Origin of the sequence: Pseudomonas sp. NyZ201 (genome assembly GCF_049860765.1) — a bacterium.
In the GTDB taxonomy this organism is placed as follows: Bacteria; Pseudomonadota; Gammaproteobacteria; order Pseudomonadales; family Pseudomonadaceae; genus Aquipseudomonas; species Aquipseudomonas bharatica.
The window spans coordinates 2809501-2832520 of the sequence record NZ_CP187557.1; the positions used below are offsets into that span (position 1 = coordinate 2809501).

At 60.9% G+C, this 23020-nt stretch carries 25 protein-coding genes; 3 read left to right on the plus strand and 22 right to left on the minus strand.

Features of this window, described 5'->3' with window-relative positions; all coding sequences use genetic code 11:
• Positions 1–46: 46 nt before the first annotated feature.
• Positions 47–1774, minus strand: a complete 1728-nt coding sequence (gene mobH, locus ACPFMA_RS12475; RefSeq protein ID WP_425930341.1) for a MobH family relaxase — start codon at positions 1772–1774, stop codon at positions 47–49.
• A gap of 222 nt (positions 1775–1996) precedes the next feature.
• On the opposite strand from mobH, the gene ACPFMA_RS12480 reads away from it, so the two are divergent.
• Positions 1997–2191 carry a hypothetical protein gene (locus ACPFMA_RS12480; RefSeq protein WP_425930342.1) on the plus strand — a complete coding sequence of 65 codons (195 nt, stop codon included), beginning with the start codon at positions 1997–1999 and terminating at the stop codon, positions 2189–2191.
• 125 nt (positions 2192–2316) lie between these two features.
• Positions 2317–2682, plus strand: a complete 366-nt coding sequence (locus ACPFMA_RS12485) for a histone-like nucleoid-structuring protein, MvaT/MvaU family (protein WP_425930343.1) — start codon at positions 2317–2319, stop codon at positions 2680–2682.
• Positions 2683–2766: 84 nt separating this feature from the next.
• Here the strand turns inward: ACPFMA_RS12485 and ACPFMA_RS12490 are convergent, their stop codons facing one another.
• From ACPFMA_RS12490 to ACPFMA_RS12500, 3 genes are all read right to left on the minus strand, one after another.
• Positions 2767–3705: an ArdC family protein gene (locus ACPFMA_RS12490; protein WP_425930344.1), complete on the minus strand. Its 939-nt coding sequence runs from the start codon at positions 3703–3705 to the stop codon at positions 2767–2769.
• An 89-nt stretch (positions 3706–3794) separates the two neighbouring features.
• Positions 3795–4115, minus strand: coding sequence for a hypothetical protein (locus ACPFMA_RS12495; RefSeq protein WP_425930345.1), 321 nt, complete (start codon positions 4113–4115; stop codon positions 3795–3797).
• A gap of 294 nt (positions 4116–4409) precedes the next feature.
• The gene (locus tag ACPFMA_RS12500) at positions 4410–4775 is read right to left on the minus strand and encodes a DUF3085 domain-containing protein (RefSeq protein WP_425930346.1); all 366 of its coding nucleotides are present in this window, start codon (positions 4773–4775) and stop codon (positions 4410–4412) included.
• A 440-nt stretch (positions 4776–5215) separates the two neighbouring features.
• On the opposite strand from ACPFMA_RS12500, the gene ACPFMA_RS12505 reads away from it, so the two are divergent.
• Positions 5216–5581: a hypothetical protein gene (locus tag ACPFMA_RS12505; RefSeq protein ID WP_425930347.1), complete on the plus strand. Its 366-nt coding sequence runs from the start codon at positions 5216–5218 to the stop codon at positions 5579–5581.
• On the opposite strand, the gene ACPFMA_RS12510 is transcribed toward ACPFMA_RS12505, so the two are convergent.
• The 18 genes from ACPFMA_RS12510 to ACPFMA_RS12595 form a co-directional block, all read right to left on the minus strand.
• Positions 5570–7111 (minus strand): conjugal transfer protein TraG N-terminal domain-containing protein, encoded by a 1542-nt coding sequence (locus ACPFMA_RS12510; protein WP_425930348.1) that lies wholly within the window; start codon positions 7109–7111, stop codon positions 5570–5572. The two genes, ACPFMA_RS12505 and ACPFMA_RS12510, sit on opposite strands and share 12 nt — an antisense overlap.
• A gap of 9 nt (positions 7112–7120) precedes the next feature.
• Entirely contained in the window at positions 7121–7426 is a 306-nt protein-coding gene (locus ACPFMA_RS12515) for a hypothetical protein (RefSeq protein ID WP_425930349.1), read from the minus strand.
• A complete protein-coding gene (locus ACPFMA_RS12520) occupies positions 7423–8778 on the minus strand; it encodes an integrating conjugative element protein (RefSeq protein ID WP_425930350.1) in 1356 nt (451 codons plus the stop codon). The genes ACPFMA_RS12515 and ACPFMA_RS12520 overlap by 4 nt, the downstream gene beginning before the upstream one ends.
• The gene (locus tag ACPFMA_RS12525; RefSeq protein ID WP_425930351.1) at positions 8778–9755 is read right to left on the minus strand and encodes a TIGR03756 family integrating conjugative element protein; all 978 of its coding nucleotides are present in this window, start codon (positions 9753–9755) and stop codon (positions 8778–8780) included. Before ACPFMA_RS12525 ends, ACPFMA_RS12520 begins: the two co-directional genes overlap by 1 nt.
• A 226-nt stretch (positions 9756–9981) precedes the next feature.
• Entirely contained in the window at positions 9982–12720 is a 2739-nt protein-coding gene (locus tag ACPFMA_RS12530) for a conjugative transfer ATPase (RefSeq protein WP_425930352.1), read from the minus strand.
• Positions 12720–13139, minus strand: coding sequence for a TIGR03751 family conjugal transfer lipoprotein (locus ACPFMA_RS12535; RefSeq protein ID WP_425930353.1), 420 nt, complete (start codon positions 13137–13139; stop codon positions 12720–12722). Before ACPFMA_RS12535 ends, ACPFMA_RS12530 begins: the two co-directional genes overlap by 1 nt.
• Complete coding sequence (locus ACPFMA_RS12540; protein ID WP_425930354.1) at positions 13102–14622, minus strand: TIGR03752 family integrating conjugative element protein; 1521 nt, start codon at positions 14620–14622, stop codon at positions 13102–13104. Before ACPFMA_RS12540 ends, ACPFMA_RS12535 begins: the two co-directional genes overlap by 38 nt.
• Entirely contained in the window at positions 14612–15418 is an 807-nt protein-coding gene (locus ACPFMA_RS12545; protein ID WP_425930355.1) for a TIGR03749 family integrating conjugative element protein, read from the minus strand. The genes ACPFMA_RS12540 and ACPFMA_RS12545 overlap by 11 nt, the downstream gene beginning before the upstream one ends.
• On the minus strand, positions 15418–16056 hold the full coding sequence (locus ACPFMA_RS12550; RefSeq protein ID WP_425930356.1) for a PFL_4703 family integrating conjugative element protein: 639 nt from the start codon (positions 16054–16056) through the stop codon (positions 15418–15420). Before ACPFMA_RS12550 ends, ACPFMA_RS12545 begins: the two co-directional genes overlap by 1 nt.
• The gene (locus tag ACPFMA_RS12555) at positions 16053–16454 is read right to left on the minus strand and encodes a TIGR03750 family conjugal transfer protein (protein WP_425930357.1); all 402 of its coding nucleotides are present in this window, start codon (positions 16452–16454) and stop codon (positions 16053–16055) included. Before ACPFMA_RS12555 ends, ACPFMA_RS12550 begins: the two co-directional genes overlap by 4 nt.
• A 7-nt stretch (positions 16455–16461) precedes the next feature.
• Entirely contained in the window at positions 16462–16839 is a 378-nt protein-coding gene (locus ACPFMA_RS12560; protein ID WP_425930358.1) for a TIGR03745 family integrating conjugative element membrane protein, read from the minus strand.
• A 15-nt stretch (positions 16840–16854) separates the two neighbouring features.
• Complete coding sequence (locus tag ACPFMA_RS12565) at positions 16855–17094, minus strand: TIGR03758 family integrating conjugative element protein (RefSeq protein WP_425930359.1); 240 nt, start codon at positions 17092–17094, stop codon at positions 16855–16857.
• Entirely contained in the window at positions 17081–17416 is a 336-nt protein-coding gene (locus ACPFMA_RS12570) for an RAQPRD family integrative conjugative element protein (protein ID WP_425930360.1), read from the minus strand. Before ACPFMA_RS12570 ends, ACPFMA_RS12565 begins: the two co-directional genes overlap by 14 nt.
• Positions 17417–17832: 416 nt before the next feature.
• Complete coding sequence (locus tag ACPFMA_RS12575) at positions 17833–18348, minus strand: DUF2846 domain-containing protein (RefSeq protein ID WP_425930361.1); 516 nt, start codon at positions 18346–18348, stop codon at positions 17833–17835.
• Between the two features lie 17 nt (positions 18349–18365).
• Positions 18366–19040 carry a hypothetical protein gene (locus tag ACPFMA_RS12580; RefSeq protein ID WP_425930362.1) on the minus strand — a complete coding sequence of 225 codons (675 nt, stop codon included), beginning with the start codon at positions 19038–19040 and terminating at the stop codon, positions 18366–18368.
• Between the two features lie 501 nt (positions 19041–19541).
• Positions 19542–20552 (minus strand): alcohol dehydrogenase AdhP, encoded by a 1011-nt coding sequence (adhP, locus tag ACPFMA_RS12585; RefSeq protein WP_425930363.1) that lies wholly within the window; start codon positions 20550–20552, stop codon positions 19542–19544.
• 98 nt (positions 20553–20650) lie between these two features.
• Complete coding sequence (locus tag ACPFMA_RS12590; RefSeq protein ID WP_425930364.1) at positions 20651–22138, minus strand: DASS family sodium-coupled anion symporter; 1488 nt, start codon at positions 22136–22138, stop codon at positions 20651–20653.
• Between the two features lie 146 nt (positions 22139–22284).
• Entirely contained in the window at positions 22285–22494 is a 210-nt protein-coding gene (locus ACPFMA_RS12595; RefSeq protein ID WP_425930365.1) for a hypothetical protein, read from the minus strand.
• Positions 22495–23020: the final 526 nt, after the last annotated feature.

The window sequence follows — 23020 nt, forward strand, 5'->3', positions numbered from 1 at the left end:
AGTGCTTACAAAAAATGTAGCTTACAAAAAGTGAAAGGCAAGGAACTCAGGCGTGCGGAGGTCGGAGCGAAAGGAACGGGTTGTCCGAGGGAGGAGGCTGGCCTAGGAAATTCGCATCACGCAGGATGTAGCCGTTGAGGGCGCTTGTTTTCCGCGGGCCTCGTACGTTGCAAGTCCAAATGTTCTGGCCATTGGGCTTTTTCACATGGACATCTAGCTTTTCGAATTGGCGTTGGGGGAGCCGCCAACTGTCACTCTTGGGACCTGCGTCAGCCAAACCTGGGTGCTCAGCAGCATAGCGTTGGAAAATGCCCGGTGTGACTAGGAAGAATGTGCCATCCACGGTATGCACTTTAGCCTTACTGTCGTTGACCACTAAGCGATGACTGCGAATGCCCTCCCGCAGCCACTCGATAAAGGCTAATCCCGCGGCGTCCTGCTCCGGCGAAGTGGTAGGCCGGAGGCTTGCTGCAGTTGGTTCAGCCTGAAGCTCGGCCGGGTCCTCAAGCATGCCCATCAGGTCGTCGAGGTAGTCGAATTCCTGATTCAGCGGCACAGCGGCGAGCGTTTGTTTTACCGCTGCAATCTGCGGCCCGGCTAGGGCAGACTCCCTGACGTCATCAGTCGGCAGGGCTGAGTCCATCATCGGTTCAACCGTGCCACTGAAGCAGTCTGGCCTGGACTCATTGGCCCAGATAAGGCTGGGCTGCAGGCGAATGAAGGTGAAGCGATGCTGCCAGTCACCGTCTGTCACCGCAGCGTTCCAAATCGCTTTGCCTTCCGGTGTCGCTTCCACCAATCCATGTGACTGCAGTTCATCGAACAAGGCGATGTTGGAGGAGGGGATACCGTCCACAGCCTGAGCCAGTAGGTGCGCGCGTAGTTTGTCGGTCGTGGTTTTGCTGACCAGCCACAGGTGGTCTTCGGTGAGCCAGCCGGCCGCGCCGGGCTGGTTGAGCTTGAACTCGTTCTTCACCAGATGGCGCAGTCCCGTTAGCAAGTGGTGCTGCAGGGAGTGCTTGGGCGCCTGCAAAGCCTTCGCAGGATTGCCACCGATGTTTTGCGCGGTGGAGACACGGTCAGCCTGCAGCACTAATTCCCCGAGGGTCCCAGCTTGCTCGTAGTGGTCAGAGAGCAGAAACAGCAATTGACTCCATAATTCGGGATAATCGCTGAGCCAGCCGAGCAGGGCGGGCGATAGGATCTGCGTGTAGAGCAACCCCGCCGCGGCACCGTGCAGCTTGTAATCGCGGCCTCGGTGGTAACGGAAACGGTAGGGCTGGCTCAGCGGTCCGTGCCAGGGGTGCCAGAGCTCTCCGCTTTGGTACTCCACCTGCAGGTCGACGGCGATTTTGCCGATATCATGGAGCAGAGAACCATAGGCAATCGCGGCGCTCCAGGCATCGGCCTGAGCGGCTTGGTCTTCCGGTGCAGCACCGCTGGGAAGTAGATAGGATTGGCGTAGCTTCAAGCTGCAGGCCACCAGCTCCAACCCGTGATCGAGCATGCCCCCGGGATAGGCGTGATGATGGCTTTCGCTGGCCGGAAGTTGCTGTACGAAGCTGGCGTAGCGGCGGATGGGCTCGAGGTAGAGCCGATCAAACTGCGCTTCGGAGAGGGCCGTGTACTGCCAGATGCGTCCGAGCAGCTTTCTCCGGTGATCGGCGGCGAGTAGAGATTCGGCCGATTGCGGGAGCAGGAAGCCCTCGGCGATGGGCGTGGGGGTGGGCTCTGCCGCCTCACCTTTTTGAAATGTTAGCCACCAGCGTTTCATCGCATGACCTGCTGTTCGTTCGGGAGGTCCTTTTGCCTTTTCGGATAGAGCTCTTACCCTTGCGCCCCCTTCCATTGCCGCCGTTACCCTTTACCGCCTTGGCCTTTTTCGCGTATGTGATAATTCGAAGCCAGGTCCATCGGGATCGGCGGCGGATCGGAATAGCGAACCTTTTGGTCGGGGCGTAGACTGGCCGGTATCATTTCTAAAGCAGGGATACGGATGACGTTGAGTGATGCGGTTTTGGTCGTGTTATTGGCTGATCGGATCCATGGCACAGATGCGGCCATCCGATCTGCGGCCAAGCGCTGTGCGAAAAAACTGCCCCGCAGCCAGCGCGATATCTTGTTCCAGATCGGAAACAGCGCAAACCCGAGGCAACTTGTGGCGCACCTGTGTCAGCACTTGTCTGATTGAGCGACCAAGGGAGGTCGTTTTAACCGGCGCCTCGCAAGAACGCTCGCGCTTTTCGTAAACTCTCGGCTAACTCCGCAGTCTCAGTTATTATCCCTGCACTTGTCCCACGCCTAGGAATAGCATTAATGTCCAAACTTGCCGAGTTCAAAGCACTCGAAGCGCAACTGGCCGCCCAGCTGCAACAGCTGGATGCCATGAAAAACGACTCCGGTTTGAAGCTGGAAATCGAGTTTGAACAGAAACTCAAAGCGTTGCTGGAACAATACGGCATGGGCCTGCGCCAGGTGATCAGCATTCTGGATCCATCCAAGGGCCTGAGTGTACCGACCGCGAGTGCATCCAGCAGCAGTCAGCGCAAGCCTCGCGAGGTGAAGCGCTACAAGCATCCACAGAGCGGTGAGGTTGTGGAAACCAAGGGCGGCAACCACAAGATCCTCAAGCAGTGGAAGCAGGAGCACGGCTCGGACACCGTCGAGAGCTGGCTGCAGTAATCAGTGGCTTTCTGACGGCGGCAGGTGCCGCGCAGCAGATAAAACAAAGGCCCCGGATAGGGGCCTTTTGCTAGATGAGTGGAATCACGCGGTGAGACGAGCTGGCGTATCCGGAGCTTGATCAGACTGCAAGGCCAACAGGTACTCAGAGGCTTCCCGGGCCTGACCGCTGGCGCGGAAAATGGCTCGTTTGTCTTCCTTGAGTATTTTCAGCCAGGACGCTAGGTATTCCTCGTGACGCAACTCGCCTGCGGTACCGGTGAGTGCGCAGAGAAACGCGGCGCCCATTTCTGCGACCAGTTCCTCGAAAGCATAAGCCGTGGAGCCGAATGCATGCCCGCCGGTGATACCTTCACGGTTCAGACGAGTTCGGTGGCCCGACCAGTGCGTCAGCTCATGCAGAGCCGTTGCGTAGTAGCTGCCGACGTCTTCGAACTGTGCCTTCGTAGGCAGTTGGATCAGATCACGGATCGGCTGATAGAACACGTCATCGCTGTAGCGATGCTCGATGCGCGCCCCGCTGGCGACCAGCAGTTGCTCGGCCGGTTCATGATCGATGAAGGTTGCGGGCTCGGCGTGCTCAGCGGAGGCTGGCTTCTCATCAGGCAAGCCTTCGGTCTGCTCGATGTTGAATAGGCAGTGCGTGCGCAGGAGTGCGAATTGCACCAATTTGATGTTGCCCTGTTCATCACGAACGACCTGGCCGTCCTCGTCATGCGCCTCCTTGCTCATTGGTTTGTACAGTACCGCGAGGGTGGATTGCTCGCCCTTGCGCACATGGCCGCCGGCCTTGCGTGCCTGATTGAAGGTCAGCCAGCGATCCTGGGTGAACCCTCGCAGGCGAGCCTCAGCCCACAGCAGTGGAACGTTGATGCCGGCGTAGGGCCGCCGGGTAATGGCGTTGATGGGAAATGGAGAGTCAGCGTTCGAACCTGTGGTGGTCCAAGGTTTGATCCAGGGGATCACGCCTTGGCTCAGGGCACTGACGATCTTGTTGGTGACGTCCAGATAGATATCGGACATGGCGTTCTCCGGTCGTGAAAGGGGGAACGCTGCCCAGCCGGGAAGGGTTCCCGATGGGGGTAGAGGAGGCTGCGACGGTGCTGAGTGGGTCAGAGGGCGGCGATGTCTACCGCGCTCTCATCAGGCAGTCGGACGAGTAAAAAAGCCGGGCCGCTGCGCGGTGTGACGCGAGCCAGCTGAAGCGGCGGCAAATGGGCAACTACTGAAGTGTCGTTGCTCTGCAGGTCGAGCTGCAGTGCTACAGGACGGTGCAAGGCAAGCGGTGCAGAGGTCAGCGCGCTATTGAGCAGGCCAGCCAAGCGCAGTGCAGACTGTCCAACCGGCTCCTCGCCTGTGGCAGGTTCAATGAACTGCCGCCAGACACCTGGGCTCAGCACAATGGCAGTGGAGAGGTGGTTCATCCTGGGCATGGTGGCCTCCGGTTAGCAGATTGCGAGTCACCTTTCTGAGGTTTGGTGTGGATTTGCCGGATCCGATCAACCCGCCGTGCAGGGAGCGTCCGTCCATTAAAACGCGCCTGAACGTGGGGTCAATCTCCGCTCCTGACCTCTTTGAACGGGTCTATCCAGGGCGTTCCAAGGAAGACTATCGGCCGTGAATTCCTGACCAGCGGCGATCTCCACTCAGTCTGAACGTAGTGCGAAATGCCTCCCGAAAGGCCCGCTAGGTGCCTCTCGGGAAGCGCGACGTGCTCGCTTTTACGTTCAAGCTTTTCCCGCAGGATCAACCTCGGCGGCCAGGTACAGATGGGTAGAGGTGGCCTCCACCACCAGCGATCCTGCAGTGCCGCGAAGGCTGACTAGAACGGGATCATCGACGTCAAAGTACTCAGTAAAATCATCGCCGCCGAATTCATCGCGAGCGCGACTCCACCAAGTGTCGAAGTCGTCGACGGCAGGGTTGCAACCGGTGGCATAGGCCACGCGTTTACGTCCACCGCCATCTGGTTTGCTTTCGCCAACCTCTGACATGAGGTAGACGCCGTGGTCTTTGACCAATATCACTCTGCAACCGTTGATGCCGGCCTCTGCCAATACGGCGTGAAGTTCAGTGCCTGTGAAACGCAGCATGATGAGATCCTCCAGAAGGTGCGGAGGAATGCCACCCATGCGGGAGAATTCCCAGCACTGGTATGGATTGGGTTTGGGGGCGTCGAAGACGCAGGCTCAATGAGCTATGGGGGGATTGGAAGGCGTTCATCACCGGGGAACGGTGACCATGCGAGCTGCCGAACGCGAATCGCATTTGGGGATAACCATCACAAACGTGACGTAGCCTCAAAGGTTACGGCTACCTGGGATGCTGGATAACCAGCGATTGCACTTACTCAATATCAGGCCGGCTGGCTTCGGTCAACGGCGGGGCAGGTGCAGAGTCAGGATCCGTGTCCGCATAGTTCCATGGCGATGTTTCAGTCCGCTGCTGAACGATGAGCGGTACTGTTCGCGGGACTGAAAGGAGTAAACTTGAATCTTGGATCCAACGGGCTACCGGCCTGTGGAGGTGTAACATGAGTACCAAAATCCGTCCTCATTCAGTTCCGGGCCTTTTAGGTTCTAGCCTTGGAACAGCCTGGCGAAATTTGGCATCCAAATTAGTAAGCGCTCAGAGTTCGACTCAATTACCGCATAGAAAATTTTGGGTTACGGCAGATGTTAGACTACTTTGCTTGATTGGCCTTGCTGCAGTAGCTCTCGCCTTTGCTTTGCTGATCATTACCAGCCTGGCAGTTGCTTTGGTTCGAAGCTGGTGGGAGAACGGCGAACCATTGGCGAGTCGAGAAGAATCAGTCCCAGACTCTCTGGGTGCTGACCTCTATATTGGCGATTATGATAGCAACGGCCATTACATAGGTGACTTTAAGTCACCTGATTGATTTTTTGCCGGCACTAGTCAATTGCGCTGTGCCTTTGCTTGCAGCGTCGGTTGCATTCTTACCGCCACTTGCCAACATACTCTGGATCCCGTTACCCACGGCATAACCTGCCCAGCTTAAAGTGCCCACGAACAATGCAGGCAATACAATGAACATTGCCCCCATGACGTACTCGATTATCTGCGCGGTGACTGTTCCGTCCATGAAGCCTGCCGTCGGCAACGACAACAGTCCCTGGTCTGTGGCGGAGACTTGGTTGTATAGCGTTTCCAGCATGCTCGAATCGACCCACCGCGCAAGCTCCCACCAGAACGTCAGCATATGTAGGGTGAACAGCGCGAACGTGATCGTCATAAGCGCTTTCAACTGGTAGGTGCTGATCAGCAGCACCAGCGGCAAACTGATGATCGTGCCCATGATCAGGAAGGCTTGAACCATAGGTAGGGCGGTACGCAAGGCATTCATCGCCGGGAAATTGCTGAACGAGCCCAGGGCCAGGCCGGTGTTGGTGGCCAGGTTGTTGAGCCCTTGCGTCAGTGAGCCGCCCCTGGCACTGCTGCCGTAGTCCTGGAACACTTGCCCGGGCGCCATGCTCAACGATTGCTGCCGCGGACTCACCAGCTCTCGCAAGGTAGCGTCTTCGATCTCGGTGGTGGTGCGCCCAGTCAGCCAGCCCCGCAACTGCGATATCAACGATGGATCGACCTCGGCCACCAGGCGATCACGTAATCCGATGGTGCCATCGCTCCACCACTGTTTGCAGGCGGGGTAACCGGCACCGTTGTCGAGCTGGGGCAGCGAGGTATCTCTCGTCTCGTCGTATGGCCAATCGACCCTGGGCATTCGCGAGCGATCGGTATCGTAGTAGCCCGGTGTGTTGAGGAGGTAGGTCGAGCCAATCCAGGACGCGTCGTAGCTCTGAGCTTCGTCCAGTTCGGGTCGATTGGTAAACAGCCGCGAGCGCGAAAAGCCGTAGCAGTCCCGGGTGAAGTCGGCGACCTCCTGCAGCAACACTTGGTCATTGATCCGCGAGCTGTCGATCTCCATGCGCATCGCACGGATGTCAGGTGCGCAGGGGATCGATGCGGTCGCGGCGGCGGTGATGCCTTTGCTCATGGCATGCACCAGGAACCACCACACGGGCACGTTCGCGGATTTCTCGCCGATGGTGTTGAAGGTTGTGCCCCAGGCCGTATCCGCAGGTTTGGCCATGGAAATCCCGCAGCGCTGGCTCGCCGCATCGTCAAAGCTCACGGAGGACAGGTTCAGCGGAAAGAACGGCATGCAGCCAAACAGAATGACCACGTAGCTCATCCACAGCCGGTTCTCGACGCGAGGGATCGACAACAGCCCCTTGTTGCCCTCGTCGGCACCCTGTTGGCGGGCCGACAGCCATTCCTGCAGGATGATTGCACCGAAGGGCGCGGCGAACAGCCCGGTGTCTGCCAGCGTGTTCCAGATGCCGTTATTGATGATCCAGGCCAGCAGCGACAGGTAGTACTCAAGGTAGCTGTTGGTGCTCATGTTCATGTCTGCACCTCACACGCGAGACAGTTCGACCAGGATGATCGAGCTGAAGCCGATCAATCCCAGGCGCTTCAGCCGTTGTTGATCTGCAGGCGTGGGCCGCCTGCGCAACGCTGCGGCCCAACCGGCAATAATCAGGGTGTACAAGAGCGTGCGCCAGCACGCGAAGTAGGCTGTTGTCCCTCGTGCCGGTTCGAGCCAATTCAACTGGGTCACGGACAGGTGCAGCGCCATCCAAGCAATCAGCAACATGCCCAGCATGGCGCCGAGGATCATCAGCACACGTGCGAGCGTGGATCTCACCGAAACCAAGATCATGGCGTGCTCCTCTCCTGTTCGGCTCGGCGCAAACGGTCCGGCTCCGGATCGCGCTGATCGATGCTACGCGAGGCGTCTGCACCGCCGGCGTGGCGATCGAGGACAAGGCTGGCGGTATTGGTGGCCAGCGCCTGGCGTACCTGCAGCTCGGTTTGCAGCAGGCGGATCTCGCGCTCGAGGGTTTCGACGTTGCCGTTGAGGGCAGTGGTGGCGGGCTGCGCCGAGGCCACATTGGGCTCATGGCTGCCGGCAAACAGCGTGCGCTGCAGCAGCATCGCCTTGTAGATCACGCTCGATAGCGCGGTTTCGCTGGCCAGGCGTCGGGCCAGCAGGTTCTGGTCGGGGTCGTCGCGCAGCCCCTCGATGACACCTCGGGAGACCTGCAGCAACGGGCTGGAGACTTTACCCAGGTGCTCCGGCGTCGGCTGCTCGGCACCCGAGACCATGCGTTGCAAGCCTTCAAGGTTTTCCGTGTAGGTTTCCTGGATCAGCGGTGACAGGCCGGTACCGGCGGTTACCCGCAGCGTCTCGCAGTCGTCGCAGGTCTGAACCTCGGTTTCCCCGAGCACACGCGTCGCCCACTCGGAGGCCTCCTCGGGACTCGACCAGGCTTGGCAGATGGCGCCATTCTGGCAACTCGAGCCCAGTGCTGAGGTGTCCTCGACCGCCCGGTTGTGCAGCAGGTTGTAGCCGGCTTTAACCACATCCGACGTCACCCGGATGGGTTGCTGGCCGTTGCCACCGGCTTTCTGCCCGCCGACCCAACTGACGCCGTTGTTGCCGTTGTTCGCTTCGGTGTCCTTCACCGCCCTCACAGCGTCACCGCCGGACTGCTCGAGGTTGTGCTGCATCTCCTGGTTCTGCGCCAGCGCGCCCCAGCCGGCTTGGTCGACCTTGTCGGCCATCTTCGCCGCCATTGCCTGACAGGTGAGCTTGGAGCGGCCGAAGTCGATCCGCCCCTGCAGAACGCCATTGCTCAGCAGCTCATACAGCCCGGGGTTGGCCCGCTGGATGATCATCGCCGGCAGCGACATCACCGCCTGTGTGGCGTTCTGAATGACGTTGCCCATGATCTGCTGGAAACCCTGGGTAGCGCCATTGAGCTGGTTCTGCAGGGTGTTCGAGAGGTTCATGTTTCCGCACATCATGTTGGCGCGCCAAGACATGCCCACGCCAAGGCCATTGGGTCGGTAGAGCGAGGAGGGCGCTCCTGCCGCTGAACCGCCGCCGATGGTGTACATCACCCGATCGTCCAGCACCGGAGCCTGGTCACCAAGGTGGTAGCCGTTCTCGGCGGCGTGGCCCACGGCATAGACGAGGAAGCACAGCAGGCCGAGCGAGAGGGTCTTCATCATTGGCCTCCGTCAAAATCGATGCTGAACAGGAAGGTCTGGCCCATGCGCTGGCAGCAGCGGTAGGGCCGCCACAGCGACCAGGCATAGGCGCCGTCGCCGCTCTGGATCGTCGGACCGGGGAAGATGGCGCAGGTGTTCTGGATCACCGGTGTGAGCAGTTGCCAGCGGTGGTTGTTGACGTTGTTCTCCAGTACCGGCTGCGGCGGCCAATAGCCGGGCGCAGGCATCGGCTGCAGCGGCAGGTACACATGCGGCTGGCCAGCGCGGGTGATGAAGTCGCTGGCGCGCTGAGCCATCACGGCACCGGCCTTGAAATCATCGGGCTGCACCAGAAATCCGTGGCGTGGATAGACACTACCCCACATGTCGCCGAGTGCCTGGTTGCCGATCTCGCGCATTCCCGGCACCAGTGCCTGCGGGTAGACGGATTCGGGAATGGCCTGGCGCCACGCCAGCGGGTCGAGGGTACTGAGGTAGTAGGGCGCAAACGGCACGGCACCGCTTGGGCACGCATAGCCGAACGTATGCGCCAGGGCGGTAAGGGCAGCCCCGCCGGGGTGCCCGATGCCGTCGACATTCTTGAACCGTGGCAGGTTATCGCGCTGCGGTGACGGTGTGATCAGGTTGCCACCTCCTTGTGACGCTGGCGTCGGTGTCGACAGTGCCGACATCTCGCTCCAGGGGTTGGCGCCGGTGTCGGCGTAGCTCGACACCACTAGCTCGGGAATGAAATGACGAATCTTCGGCGAGGTGCGCACCGTGCAGCCGAACGGTGTGCACAGCAGCCAGTAGCAGATCCCGACGATCCGGTACTCCAGGCACTGCAGCGAAGTGACGGAGGCGATGATGGTTGAGGTGGTCAGTGCCAGGCACTGCTCGGTAGTGATGAGCAGAATCGCCGCAATGAATGCACGACTTCGACCAGTCTTCTTGGGCATCGGTGATCTGCAGCGGGTGGAGGCGGTCACGTTCATGGGCAACGCTCGGCAGGTGGCAGCGGTGTGCGTCCATGCGCCAAGTCTCAGCATCCCGGATCCGGTGCTGGAGGAGGGGAGACAAACTGAGCCTGGGTTTATCGATTTCGTCTGGCGGGCTGATTTGGCAGAGCGAGTCAGGCAAAATAGCGAAAGAGTACAAATGTGCTCTTTTCGATTTTTTGCTGAACTAAGGGATTGCGAACAGTCCTGGAGGTATCGGTCACTACATGCCGCGCAGGCGATCGATGTCCGTCGCGACCTGCAGGGCGGCCTCCAGCTCGGACTGCTGGTGCTCTTCCATCAATCGCCAGCGCTGGGCCTTTTCCTCGGGTTCGGTCATGGCCAGAGCGAGGTACAGGCTCGGCGGCACTGCGCGGAACAGTGTCTCCAGGTTCTTCGACAGGACCACGCCCTCTGTGTACTTGCCCGAAGCCTTGCTCGCGGAGAGCAGCAGCGCCTTCTGAGCCGGCGTGAGTTTCTTGAAGCGAGCGATTTCCTCGATTTCCGCCGGCGGCATGTTCAGGCAGATCCACCACTCGATCATGTTGAGCATGGTCTGCGCCGCGTCGGGGAAGTCGGCCAGGTTCTGCGTTGCCAGCCAGAACCAGGCGCCCAGCTTCCGCCACATCTTCGTGCCCTTGACCACAAAGGGGGCGAGCAACGGGTTCTTGGTGATGATGTGGCCCTCATCGGTGACCATGATGATCGGCCGCCCGAGGTACTGGTCGCGCTCGGCGAGGTTGTTCACCGTGCTCATCAGGCTGATGTAGCTGATCGACATCTGCGCTTCGTAGCCCTCACGGGCGTAGGTGGCGAGGTCGACAATCGTCACATCGCTCTCTGGCCAGGGCGTGCCGGACCGGTCAAACAGGGCGCCCTCAAAACCTTGGCAGAACAGGTCGATGGACTCGGCCATCTCCTGGGCGCGCTCCCGGCGTTTGTCAGGCAAATGGGCGTCGCTGGCGACCTGGCGCAGGGCATCGCGCACATGCCGCGTGAGCACCTGTTGGTCGGTCGCGGCGCAGTGCTGGGCGGCATCGAGGATGCACTCGCGAATCAGGCTGCGGTCCGCGCGGGTCAGGCGTGCCTCTTCCTTCGCTTCACCACCGGTGATCATCAGCCGTGCGGTGATCTCCAATTCGCCCAGCACATCGCGCTGTTCATCACTGTCCGGCGCGGTTTCCTCCAGGTCTTCGGTCGACAGGCTGGCGACCTGGTCCGGATGCTCGATCAGCCGACGAGCATCGGCGAACGGCGCCAGGCTCAAACCACTGCCGGGTTTGAGTTGCACCTTGTTGACGGACAACCCGAGCGTGGCGAAGTAGTCGCCCTGCAGGCCAAAGGAGTTGCCCGCTTCGACGATGAACAGCCGAGGCCGGTACACGGCCATGACCTGCATCAGGATCGAAACCAAGGTGGCCGACTTGCCGGCGCCGGTCGGCCCGAACAGCAGCAGGTGGCCATTCATGGAGCGGTCGATACGGGACAATGGGTCAAACGACAGCGGTGCACCCCCACGGTTGAAGAACGTGATGCCCGGATTGCCGGTACCGATGCTGCGGCCCCAGAGCGGCAACAGGTTGGCGATGTGCTGGGCGAACAACAGGCGGGTGTACCAGTTGCGTGTGTCTCGTGCCGGGTTGTAGACCATCGGCAACCAGCGTAGGTAGCTGTTGCATGAAGCCACTTCATCGCCCTCGCGCACCGGCTGCAGGCCGGCCCCGAGCAGTACGTTGGCGGCCTGGACCGAGCGCTGGCGCAGCTGTTGTTCATCCGCACCGCGCAAGTACACTGCCAAGGTGCCGCGATACAGCTTGTGCTGGCGCCCAATCAGCGCGCGCGCTTCTTCAACGTCCTGGCGGGTCTGGGTCGAGGCGAGGTTCTCGCCGATGGCTTTTCGCGCCAGACGGTTGAGCTGCTCCTCGAGTACATCCTGAGGCGTGATCACCAGGGTCAGGCTCATGACCGCCTGCTCGGGCAACTGATCGAACAAGGCATTCAACGCCTCGCCTTTACGCGTTTCGCCGGTCAGCTGGCCGATATGTGGCGGCCTGCGCAGCTTGTCGACCACCATCACCGCATGGGGCTGTTGATCGAAGTACCACAGGCCCTGTTCGCTATCGGAGCGCGGCTCCTGGAAGAACAGTCGCTCGGCAAAATCGTGGTCGAATGGCAGCGGCAGCTCCTCGCCGTCGTTCGTCTCTGGATAGGGCACGCGTCGATAGAACGCCGCGGGGGACTCATCGGTGAGGGCGGGGGACGGGTTGAACCAGGGCAGCAACCAAGCGTAGAAGTCGCGTCCAGTCAACCGGCGAGGGCAGACGCCGCAGGCCTGCAGCGAGGCCACCAGGCGGTCGCAGGTGCGGCTCAGCAGTTGAATCGGGCTCTGCCCGTCGTCGTCCCCCTGGTCCCCGAGCCAGCGGTAGACCACCAGGCGAATCCGCCGATTGCTGCCGCGCCAGGGCAGGTGGGACACGACATGGTCGTCGAACAGCCCGCCCGGTTTAGCTATGGCGTCGAGGTGACGTCGCATCGAAGCGAGGAAAGCTTGGGTAAACGGTGTGCCGCGTACCCTCGGCGCGATATAGCGCTCCAGGCGTTCGAGGTACGGGGCAAAGTCACTGTCGTCCTGGCAAAAGAACTGCACCACCCAGGGCGCCTGGTCCAGTTCGTCGAAGCTATCCTGCAGCGCATCTTCCAGGGCGTCGCGGGCCGCCATCAGCCACTCGAGCTCACGACCCTCGGTACCGATCGGCTGCAGCTCGAAGACCGCGCCCACGGAGCGGTTGTCGTCGAGCAGAAAGCACTGCTCCTCCTCAAGGTATTCAACCCAGGGCAGGTGATCGGTGAAGCTGGGATGGTGCGCATACTGGGCGGCATCGTCGGCAAGCGTCGCGCGCCGGCGCTGTTCCGCGCGCCAGGGCTTCCAGCGTGGCGGGTCGTGACTTGCGTCATCGGCCATCACAGATCGTCCAGGCGTTCGCCGGGCAGCGCGTACTGGACCTTCTCGTACAGCGGAAACACGGTCGAGTAGCCTGGCACCGGGGTCTGCTGGGTACCGGCCAGGTGCGGGTACACGTACATGACCAGGTCCGGGTTGGGCAGGCGCGGGAACTGGGCGCGGATCTCGTTGGCGGCAGTGCGCGTGTGAGCGCTTTGGTCGCTTATCAGGCGCTCAGGGTCGAGTACTGGACGGCGCAGTTCGCCACGCGCTTCCTGCAACTGCTGCTGGGAACCGACGGAGCCGCCGCCGTTCCAGATGTCCAGCATGGTTTGATCGCCATGGGGCAGCATTTCCTCCTTGCTGGTGGAGCAGCCGCTCAGGTGCAGGGCGAGCAGTAGACTAATCCAGATCCAGTACCGAGACGGATGGGTTTTCATGGTTCACTCTCCGGCCTTTCGGCTCGTAGTCGATGCTGATCTCGTGATCCAGGTGCAGGGCCACCTTGGCCCCGGGCGGCACGTAGATGGCGGCAAAGGCTTCGCCATAGAGCTTGTTGATCCACTCACGGATATCGCCAATGCCACCGCTGATAACCGAGTTCAGCGCACTGTTGCCGCTGTTCTGGGTCAAGCCCAGGCTGCCGCCGGCCGAGTTGATGAACGAGGTGTTGGTCTGCTCGCTGCCCAGGGCTGCGGCGAAGCCGGCCCCCGCTGCGGTGATCAGGCTCTGGCTGCCCAAGTATTGCTGGGCGTTGGAGCGGCGCTCCCCGGAAATGCAGGGAATGCCGTAGGGATCGGAGATATAGCCCAGCCCGCCACGGATCTTCTCGGTGTCCGAGGTCTGGGCGCTGCTGCGATTGCGGCTGACGACCTTCTGCGGCTGTGGCACTGTGCGGACCGTACCGTCACTGAAGACGAAGGTGATGGACTCAACCTGGCCGCGTACGCAGGACAGCGTCCAGTCGCCAGCGGCGGTGCCGCTCATGACCGCGCCGACCACATCCGGCAGGTCGATGCCGTTGGCGGTGAGGTTGTCCGGGCCCACAAGCACCTTGAATGGATAAGGGTCGTTCACGGTACCGTCCACCGGTACCCGGCCAATCAGCGCGGTCATGGCGATCGAGCCCATCAGCGTCGAGTTCTCGGGGAGGGTGTAAACGGGTTTGGCGCCCTCGGTTCGGTCCTGGGTGTTCTCCAGGTCACGCTCGCCTTTGGCAGCGGCACGCAAACGGTCCTGGCCACGATCGATGGCGTTGCTGTCCAGACCGTGCAGGTCCTTGAACGTCGACGTCAGTGAAGACAGAGGACCTTCAGCTTTGCTGGCGTCGTCCTGGCCGGCACGCGCATTCGACGGCTCGATCCACTGCACTGCATCAGGCGCTGATTGCGCACCAGAAAGCTGTTGCTCGTCGCCGGGCTCAAGCCCGAAACCTGCGGGGAGATCCGACTTCGCGGCCGGCTTGTTGGTGAGCTGGTCCTTGAGCCTGGACAGCAGGCCCTGGGTTTCGCGGTGCTGCTGCTCAGCCTTCTGCCGCGCATCGTTGGCCTGCTGGCGCTGCTCGGTGACCTGTTGGGTGACCTGTTGGGTGACGCTGCTCAAAGTGCTCTGTATGCGCGTGTCGATATTGCCTTCGCGCGAGCGCAGCCGGTTGTTTTCGGTTTGCAGCGCATCGTTGCCTTTCTTCAGCGTCTGCATCTCGCTACGCATCGCCTTGACCTGGCCAATCAGCGTAGCCACGGTGTCGCGCGGGGTATCGCCCGCGATGCCCAGGGCCTTGGCCTGTTCCGCGCTGAGCGTAGTTTTGTCCGGATCGTGCGCGGGCTGGCCGTCCGGAGCAGCCATCCAGGATTTGAAGATGATCAGCCCGATGCCCAGCAGGACCCCGGGCACCAACCACTTCAGCAGGCCGTTAGCTTTCATGGTCGTCAGCCTCCGGTTTTGGCGGGGGTAATAGCAGCGCGTGCTTCAGGTCGCTTCCGCGGGTGACGAGGTAGGCCACGGTGGTGTCTTCAGGCGTGCCGGCGAGGCCAAGGTCTGCGTGCTGGAACGTTGCGGCATACAGCGTGGCCTGCAGGTGACGCGGGTCCAGCGCCACTTTGCCGGGGCCACGATTGACGATCTTCACCGCCGTTACCCAGTAATCGCCCAACCGCCACGCAGCAAGCGCCTTGATCGAAACCCGCTCGGTGGGAAGCAAGGTGCTGAATGCGATGGAGTCGGTTAGCGGCACACGCCGTACGCCAGGCAATGGCGCCACGGTACGCAGAGGCGCATAGAGGTTCTGCGCGGCATAACGAGTAAGCACCACCGCTACCGGCGTCGCGGCGGGTGCTGCATCCTTCTCGGGCTTCGAGTCCGGCGCCTGAGCCTGGGCCACGATCTTGACCGGCTCCAGTGACTCGCTGCCCTCGAGCGCCTCGATATCGATCAGGATGATGTCGCCCGTCTTCACCGACTGCAGCTGCAGCCGGGTAGGGGGGAGCGCTTCGGCGGCGCGTAGATATACCGTCCCGCCGACCGACTGCACACGCAGTTTGCCGGCGATCGCAGTGGGCAGCCCGACGCGAACGTCCTCATCCAGCATCAGGACTCGCTCCTGGCCCACCGTGAGCGGAACGGCCAATGGCAGGCGGTCCCAGTATTTGACCTCGACGGCGCCGACCGCTGAACACCAGCCGCTGGCCATCACCAGAATCAGGATCAAGACACGCATCATCACGCACCTCCCGGCAGCGTCAGCTTCTGCGGTGTACCTACGTAACAGTCGAGGGCCAAGCCCCATTTGTTGCGCTCGGGGTCGACGTCGAAGCGCACCACCCGCAGCGGATAGCGCACCACCACGCGCTTCACCGGCTCGGCGGCGTAGTATTCGTCGGCGTTGAGGTCGAGCTTGACCAGCCAGCTGTGCTTATCCAGCTGCTTCACCCGCAGGTCGGGGTCATCGCTGTAGCCGCGGCCCAGCACCTCATACACCCCGCGCACCCGGCCACGCAGTTCGCCGGCGGCCTTGCGGTATTCGAAGTCGCCGTCGAAGAACGTCTTGCAGGCTGGAGTCAGGTAGGGCTGCAGGGCAAAGATGGCGCGGTGGTAATCAACCTCACCGTCGGTGGGCCAGCGGTTGAGTTGCCCGAAGATGTACAGGGCGAAGGCGTAGATGTTTTCCGGTGGTACATCCCACCACTTGCGCGTGCTGCCTGAGCGCAGATCAGGCGGTACGTGAATGGTGAGCTCGGAGGGCGCGGCCTGCCAGCCGTACCATAGCCCACCGCACAGCAGCGCCAGGATGGCCACGGCCAAACGCAGGCTGAAGATGTGCGCTTGCTGCGCATCCACTTTGTTGCGAAAACGGCTCATGGGTTGGCCCTCCTATGCCGGCGAGTCCGGCGCACGGTCCATGGCCCCGAATGCAGGATCAGTTGGTGCGAACCGATGCCCCAGTGCACTGCCAGGTGCCACTGCAGGCGCCGGTACAACCAGGTTTCCGGGCGGGCGCGCTTGGCCCGGCGCAGCAGCTTGCCGCCGCCGAGCAGCACCAATGCCATGCACAAGAACATGCAGGTGGGTAGAGTCGCTATGGAGGCGATGGCCACCGCCAGCGGCGCACCGAGGATCACGCCCAGCGCGGCACCGACGATCAGGGCGACCCACATCTCGTCGTTGGTGAGGCCGCGCAGGACGGCCGGGTCACGGTTAAGGCGCTCCGGCAGGAAGGTCAGCGTGCCGTCAGGCAGCGTGGCAGGGGGGGCGGACATAAGGAGCTCAAAGAATCGTCGCGGCTTTGGTGAGGAACCACAGGATCACCACCACCAGCAGTGCGCCGACGCCGACCACCGCGCCGAGATCCTTCCAGGTCTTGCGCTGGTTCTGCACATCGGCGTAGACGGTGAGCGAATGCCAGGCCACGCCGAGGAAGGCGAGAGTGGCGATCAACAGGCCGAGCAGGATGCCGCCGTCGTAGGCGTAGTTCTTGATGGTGTCGATCAAGCCCGAGCCCTCGCCGCGAGAAGGTGCCTCCATGGTCGGCAGGTCGGCCCAGGCGAACGTCGAGCTCAGCAAAACCACACCGCCGAACAGTGCTTTTGAACAGGCATGCCGCAGCAGGAGAAGCGGGCGGTGGCAATGGTGGGAGAGTTTCATGGCAAGGTCTCCTGGTTACGACAGCATGAAAAACATCAGCACGATCAGGGCGAGGGCCAGCCGCAGCGTGCTACCGCCCAGCGCGCCGAAATTGAGGTTGCCGGCCGCCCAGCCGCGGTAACCGGTCCGCAGCGCCCAGGCGCACCAGAGCAATGCGAGCACTAACACCGATGAGCGCCACAGCACGGAACTGAGCTGCGGGGTGAACCCGGCAACGGCAGAGAACGCGCTGAGTTGGGCGTCAGTCATGCTCATCGGAAGGGCTCGAGTGCGGCGCTTCAGCACGGTAATCAACAGTCAGCTCGACCAGGTCAGCTGGCTGCGCACGTGAGGGGGATAGGTAGTTGCTGATGCCGTGCCGGACGCGCTCCAAGTCTGCCGTTAACCTGGGATAGTCGAAGCGATAACGAACTCGGTCAGTGCCGGTTGCGCTGCTGTGTGCTCGATCAGCCAACAGCTCGATGGCATCGATCTGCCGCTTCATCAATCCAAGATCCGAGCGCTCGCGCACGTCCTGAGCGGCGGCCGTGAGGGCAACCAAGCAGACTATGAGTAAGGGGTAGGGAGAAAGCGTCATGGCAGAATCCAGCTGGTAACTGGTCTTCACCATGATCAGTTAGGCTGGCGTTGGCATGCGCTAAAGGGAATGTAGAGGGCTCGGTTTTATCGCACCGGCAGCGGAGTCGCTAGCAGGGGCGAGATACCTCAGTCTCAAAAGGGCAGCTCAGCTTGAATCGCGCCTGTGTGTGTGGCCCTTGGTGCTCTGGCAGAGGAGCGCCTGAAGCATTCGCCGCAGCACTGGGTTGAAAAGAAGCCATCCTTTTCTGTCTGGCGTCACTTGTTTTTTTCAAGACGCGCTCTGGTGGTTTAGCAATGTCCGCAATCGACCCATAGCAGACGCTCATGTTGCGGCCTAAAGACCCAATTTCTTGGGCCTGCCACCGGAGACTATCTGAGTTCCATCCGTTCGCTGTAGTAGCCCGGGTTTCAACCTCAGCGCACCGGTGTACTTTTCTGACACCACTTAAGCGCGCGCAGTGCTTCATCTTGGGTTACCAGGGCGTAACGGAAATAGAACGGGCTAAGCTGATAGTTGGCGTGGGACTCCAATCCAAGCAACTGGCCGTCGGCTTTGAAGGGCTCGGTGTCTTCCTGGTCGGCGATGAAGTAGGTCTTGCCACTCTCAACCTGCAGATCGAAAGCGCTATTGTCCCGGCTTGCAAGCAGGGGCGAGGTTGACGACTCGATGTGGTACTTGCCAGCTGGCAGGTGGGTGACGAAATAGCTTCCACCTAGCAGTTCGCCGGCGGTGTTGCCGTTGACGGTGATGGTTGCCGGGACCTTGGCTGCGATGGTGGGCATGACTCGGTAGAAGTACAGGGTGGCCTGGTCGGCGCGTGGCGCTTCGAGTGTGTCGAAGAATGGGCGCCCCTCCAAGGTGGAAGTGCTGCAGCCGGCGAGGAGGAGGGAGGTGGCGACCGCTACAACGGCCAGGAAGTGCTTGATCATCGTGGGGGGATACTCGATCAGAAGTTGCAGAGGCCTTTGCCATTGTCACGGGCATCAGACGTTGGCCAGGGGGCGAAGGGGGCGCTCTCGGCGACGTTGTTGATGGGGCGGTCTTTGAGTATCGGGAACTTCTTCACCAAAGTCTCCACGGCCGTCTCCAACTGGCTGTTGCGGGTCAGACAGTAGCTCAGGGAATTAGCGGTGTAGTTGCCGATGTAGGCTACTTCTCCAGCCTTGACAGTGAAATGGTCGGCGGCGCGCCTGGCCATCGACTTGCCAGCGTAGTACTGGTACTGCCAACCGGTGACTTCATAGGTACCTGGTGGGACCTGGTACATGAAGTGTTCGCCCAGAACGAAACGGCCGTGGACGTCTTTGTTGTTCCCGAGGGTCCTGAGCTGGATACGTGTGGCGGGCTCGCCCTGACGTTGGATGTCTATCTGCAGACCGTGCGGTTGCGTGAGGAAACCTTCGGCGATGCGGCCAACTATGACGGCTTGAGTTGGGTCCAGGGGTTTGCTGTTGTCGTACTGGTTGGCTGTGCATCCGCTGAGGATGAGGGCGACCGTGACCAAGATAAAGCGGGCATACATAGGGCTCTGTTCCTTGAGGTGATCGAGGCCATTAGGCCTGTGAGCGTCCGTGTAGATCAATTCGACCTTGTTCGGGTAACGATTCAAGCGGATATGCATGTCTTGCCTCGCAACGTCTGCGAGGCGTTAAGTTGAATAGCTTTTAGTTTCGTGGGTTCCTCCTACCCTCAAATTCTGGCCATCGTGAGCGTCCGCCCCTGGCCGTTAGGTGCCCATGCTGACGGGCAGCTATGGGTCGATAGCGGACAGTCAAAGGTATTTTTTGAAGGTTGTAGCGGTGATTGCCACCATTCACCCAAGCAACGCAGCGCATGGCAATAGCACCCAATAGGGATTTACGGAGTTGGGAAGGGAGGGGTGGATCACCCCAGGGCTCACCGTCAATGACAACAATGTCCGCTTCGCTTATGTGCTGAAGGGTCGATGGCGTGGGACAGGGGCAGGCATTCAAAGTCAGTACCCGAATGGAGTATGCCGAGAGCCCCAGCCCGCTCTGCCCGCTATCAGTAGCTTCACCGGGCACATGGAGATTTGTTCATGTAGCGCCACGGGCGATACCTCGGCATAGGCTGGCTGACCCATGCCGAGTTGAGGGCATGTTCAGCGACTGAAGTCGATCACCATGCGGCCTTTGATCCTGCCTTCTTGCATCTCGTCGAAAATCTGATTGATGTCTTCGACCGGGCGCAGGGTCACCTTGGGCACGACCTTGCCTTGCGCGGCGAACTCGAACGCCTCGTGCAAGTCTTGTCGCGTGCCAACCAACGAGCCGACCACTTCGATGCCATCGAGCACCAGCCGTGGAATGTCCAGGCTCATGGCTTCTGGCGGCAAGCCTACCGCGACCAGGCGGCCACCGGCACGCAGGGCATCGACCGCGGAGTTGAACGCCGCTTTGGCCACCGCCGTGACCACCGCAGAGTGGGCGCCGCCGGTCTTCTCCTGGATGATTTTCGCGGCATCCTCGCTATGTGAGTTGATCACCAGATCCGCGCCCATCTCGCTGGCAAAGCGCAGTTGCTCATCGTTGACATCAATAGCAATGACCTTGGCGTTGAACACGTTCTTGGCATACTGCAGGGCCAGGTTACCCAGCCCGCCGAGGCCGTAGATGGCGATCCATTGACCGGGGCGGATGTTGGAGATCTTCACCGCCTTGTAGGTGGTGACACCTGCGCAAGTAATGCTACTGGCGGCGGCAGAGTTCAGCCCATCCGGCACTTTGACCGAGTAATCGGCCACCACGATGCACGACTCGGCCATCCCTCCGTCGACGGTATACCCGGAGTTCTTCACCTCGCGACAAAGCGTCTCGTTACCGCTATTGCAGTACTCGCAGTGGCCGCAGCCTTGGAAGAACCAGGCCACGCTGGCGCGGTCGCCTGGCTTGAGCGAGGTCACGCCGGGGCCGACTTCCTGAACGATACCGATGCCTTCATGGCCGAGGATCACCCCGGTCTTGTCACCGAAATCGCCGTTCTTGACGTGCAGGTCGGTGTGGCAAACGCCGCAGCACTGCATTTTCAGCAGTGCTTCACCGTGTTTGAGCGGGCGCAGGGTTTTGTCCACGACCTCGACGCGACGCCCTTGGGCAACAACAGCAGCTTTCATACATGCCTCCGTGTAATGCTGAGTGAGCTTGAGTTATTGCAGGGTCATCATAGCCAATACGCGTGAAGCGTCGGCTGCGAGCACGACCCTGCTCGGGTTTACATCCAGCCCAGCCAGGACCAGTAGGTGCTGGCGAACACCAGCAGCATCGCATAGCCTATCGCCGTGACCCACAGGCCGACCCGGGCAAACTGGCGCGGCGTGAACGTGTCGGTGCCCAAGCAGACCATGTTCTGCGGGGCGTTGATCGGCAAGATGAAGCCAAAGCTGACCACAAAGCCGAGCAACATGGTCATGCCGATGCGGCTGAAGTCGCCCGGCAGGGTTTGCAGCACGGCGATCAAAATCGGCAGCAGCGCCGAGGTCAGCGCGGTGGCGCTGGCGAACCCCAGGTGGATGAGGATCAGAAAGGCGCCCAGCACCGCGAGCACTCCTAGCGAGCTGAGCTGATCCAGGCCGGTGTGCTGCACCACTTGCGCGCCCAGCCACTGCCCAGCCTGGGTGGTGAGTAAGGTGGTACCCAGGCTGATGCCGACGCCGAACACGATCACCGTGCCCCACGGGATGCGCGCTTGTACATCCTTCCAAGTCATCACGCCAAAGCGTGGTAGCAACAGCACCACCAGGCCGGCGTAGGTGGTGGTCGTGGTATCGAACGGGTGCAGGCGACCTTCAGTGGCCCAGGCCAACAGCAATAGCAGCGAGACCACACCCAGGCGTTTTTGCGCGGCGCTCATCGGCCCCAGCTGGGCCAGGCTCTGGCTGACCCCGGCCATGCCGCCGGGCACGCTGTCACTTTCCGGCGGCAGCAGCTTCAACACCAGCACGATCAGCACCACCGACATGATCAGCGCCCAAGGCGCGCCGGCGATCAGCCAGTCGAGCCACGACACCCGCGCGCCCAGCATCTTGTCCATAAAGCCGATGGTCAGCAGGTTCTGCGCCGCTGCGGTCTGGATACCGACGTTCCATATGCTGGTGCCCTGGGCGACGATGATCATGATTCCTGCAGCGATGTTGGAGCGCGCCGGCACCCCGAATGCGGCGATCACCCCCATCATGATCGGCACCACGCAGGCACTGCGCGCCGTTGCGCTGGGCACCACTAGGCTGAGCAGGACGATGACGATCATCGCCCCTAGCAATACCCGTCGGGTGCTGGCACCGACCTTGGTCAGGGTGACCAGGGCGATGCGTTTGTCCAGCCCGGTATGGGTCATCGCCGCGGCGATGAATAATGCGCCGACCACCAGCGCCAACGTCGGGTTGGCAAAGCCTGACAACGCCATCGACACGCCCGCTGAAGAGCCATAGCTCACCGATGGGTCGGCCAAGGTCGGCGCGGTGCCCAGCAGCACGGCCATCAGCGAGGTGATCATGATCGCGCTGGCTTCGTAGGAAACTGCCTCGGTGATCCACACGATCACGGCAAATACCAGGATCGCTAGCATGCGCTGGCCTGCTACAGGCAAGGTCTCGGGAAACGGCAGGAATAAGACCCCGGCCAACGCCAGGCAGGCGATGATCAGCCCGGGTGGAAAGCGCACAGCAGCAGGCGAGTGCTGCTGTGAGGCATGGTCCGTCATGGTTCGCTCACTGGCTGCAATAAAGTGTTAGGCAGCATAGCGCGGGTTGCGCACGATAAAACTGCTTCAGGTCATGGGGTGGCTGAGTGGTCAGACTTACGTGCAAGGCTGCGCCTCGTGGAACCGCAGCGCGGAGGAGAAAACGTTTACCCCGTAGAGGATGAGAACTTGATGAGGCGGGCATTACACTGGCGGTTGTGGTGTCGAACTGGGCTTTGCCACTCATCACGTTCCAGGACGACATGGGTATTTTGTTGGCGTTCATGTTCCAGGTGAAAGTGTTCGATACCTTGATCCTCATTTTTGCTGCTGCCGTAGAAGGTTTTTGCAAAAAAGCCTGAAGCGACACTGATCACGGAGTTAGTCCAGCAGCGCTTCAGCATTTGACAACGTGGCACGTCGCGGCATTGCGCCGTGAGTTCCGCAGCGCTGTCGCATTCGGACCGATTGAACAGCCAAGAGGCTGGCTATGGCCGGAAACATTGGATTCACCAGCTCTAGGCTTTGTCGCAGAGCCTTAACGACAGCAGAGAGGAGCGTTCCGAAAATGATATAGTATGGCTGGCTTTATTCCACCGGACCTTAGAGACTGATAAGCGTTTGGCTAGTACCATGATACTCTGATTCGCTATAAGCTGTGTGAGCTCGCCATAACATGCACCCGAGTGCATGAGAGCGATTTTCCATGCCTGTGTTTCAGACATGTGGTAACGAGACACACGAATTACCTCTTTGTGCCCTGAGCGGATGAAATGGATCTCATATTGGCTATCCATGCATGCTTCCTTCGCTATTTATCAATTCTTACGTTGCCACATTACAGATTAGAGTCAATGGTGGCTATTTACCTTAATCAATGGCGGATATTGGAGTTCTCTATAA

Coding starts and splice junctions, on each gene's coding strand:
- mobH (WP_425930341.1), bottom strand. CDS start 1,774: ATGAAACGCTGGTGGCTAACATTTCAAAAAGGTGAGGCGGCAGAGCCC.
- ACPFMA_RS12480 (WP_425930342.1), top strand. CDS start 1,997: ATGACGTTGAGTGATGCGGTTTTGGTCGTGTTATTGGCTGATCGGATC.
- ACPFMA_RS12485 (WP_425930343.1), top strand. CDS start 2,317: ATGTCCAAACTTGCCGAGTTCAAAGCACTCGAAGCGCAACTGGCCGCC.
- ACPFMA_RS12490 (WP_425930344.1), bottom strand. CDS start 3,705: ATGTCCGATATCTATCTGGACGTCACCAACAAGATCGTCAGTGCCCTG.
- ACPFMA_RS12495 (WP_425930345.1), bottom strand. CDS start 4,115: ATGCCCAGGATGAACCACCTCTCCACTGCCATTGTGCTGAGCCCAGGT.
- ACPFMA_RS12500 (WP_425930346.1), bottom strand. CDS start 4,775: ATGCTGCGTTTCACAGGCACTGAACTTCACGCCGTATTGGCAGAGGCC.
- ACPFMA_RS12505 (WP_425930347.1), top strand. CDS start 5,216: ATGAGTACCAAAATCCGTCCTCATTCAGTTCCGGGCCTTTTAGGTTCT.
- ACPFMA_RS12510 (WP_425930348.1), bottom strand. CDS start 7,111: ATGAACATGAGCACCAACAGCTACCTTGAGTACTACCTGTCGCTGCTG.
- ACPFMA_RS12515 (WP_425930349.1), bottom strand. CDS start 7,426: ATGATCTTGGTTTCGGTGAGATCCACGCTCGCACGTGTGCTGATGATC.
- ACPFMA_RS12520 (WP_425930350.1), bottom strand. CDS start 8,778: ATGAAGACCCTCTCGCTCGGCCTGCTGTGCTTCCTCGTCTATGCCGTG.
- ACPFMA_RS12525 (WP_425930351.1), bottom strand. CDS start 9,755: ATGAACGTGACCGCCTCCACCCGCTGCAGATCACCGATGCCCAAGAAG.
- ACPFMA_RS12530 (WP_425930352.1), bottom strand. CDS start 12,720: ATGGCCGATGACGCAAGTCACGACCCGCCACGCTGGAAGCCCTGGCGC.
- ACPFMA_RS12535 (WP_425930353.1), bottom strand. CDS start 13,139: ATGAAAACCCATCCGTCTCGGTACTGGATCTGGATTAGTCTACTGCTC.
- ACPFMA_RS12540 (WP_425930354.1), bottom strand. CDS start 14,622: ATGAAAGCTAACGGCCTGCTGAAGTGGTTGGTGCCCGGGGTCCTGCTG.
- ACPFMA_RS12545 (WP_425930355.1), bottom strand. CDS start 15,418: ATGATGCGTGTCTTGATCCTGATTCTGGTGATGGCCAGCGGCTGGTGT.
- ACPFMA_RS12550 (WP_425930356.1), bottom strand. CDS start 16,056: ATGAGCCGTTTTCGCAACAAAGTGGATGCGCAGCAAGCGCACATCTTC.
- ACPFMA_RS12555 (WP_425930357.1), bottom strand. CDS start 16,454: ATGTCCGCCCCCCCTGCCACGCTGCCTGACGGCACGCTGACCTTCCTG.
- ACPFMA_RS12560 (WP_425930358.1), bottom strand. CDS start 16,839: ATGAAACTCTCCCACCATTGCCACCGCCCGCTTCTCCTGCTGCGGCAT.
- ACPFMA_RS12565 (WP_425930359.1), bottom strand. CDS start 17,094: ATGAGCATGACTGACGCCCAACTCAGCGCGTTCTCTGCCGTTGCCGGG.
- ACPFMA_RS12570 (WP_425930360.1), bottom strand. CDS start 17,416: ATGACGCTTTCTCCCTACCCCTTACTCATAGTCTGCTTGGTTGCCCTC.
- ACPFMA_RS12575 (WP_425930361.1), bottom strand. CDS start 18,348: ATGATCAAGCACTTCCTGGCCGTTGTAGCGGTCGCCACCTCCCTCCTC.
- ACPFMA_RS12580 (WP_425930362.1), bottom strand. CDS start 19,040: ATGCATATCCGCTTGAATCGTTACCCGAACAAGGTCGAATTGATCTAC.
- adhP (WP_425930363.1), bottom strand. CDS start 20,552: ATGAAAGCTGCTGTTGTTGCCCAAGGGCGTCGCGTCGAGGTCGTGGAC.
- ACPFMA_RS12590 (WP_425930364.1), bottom strand. CDS start 22,138: ATGACGGACCATGCCTCACAGCAGCACTCGCCTGCTGCTGTGCGCTTT.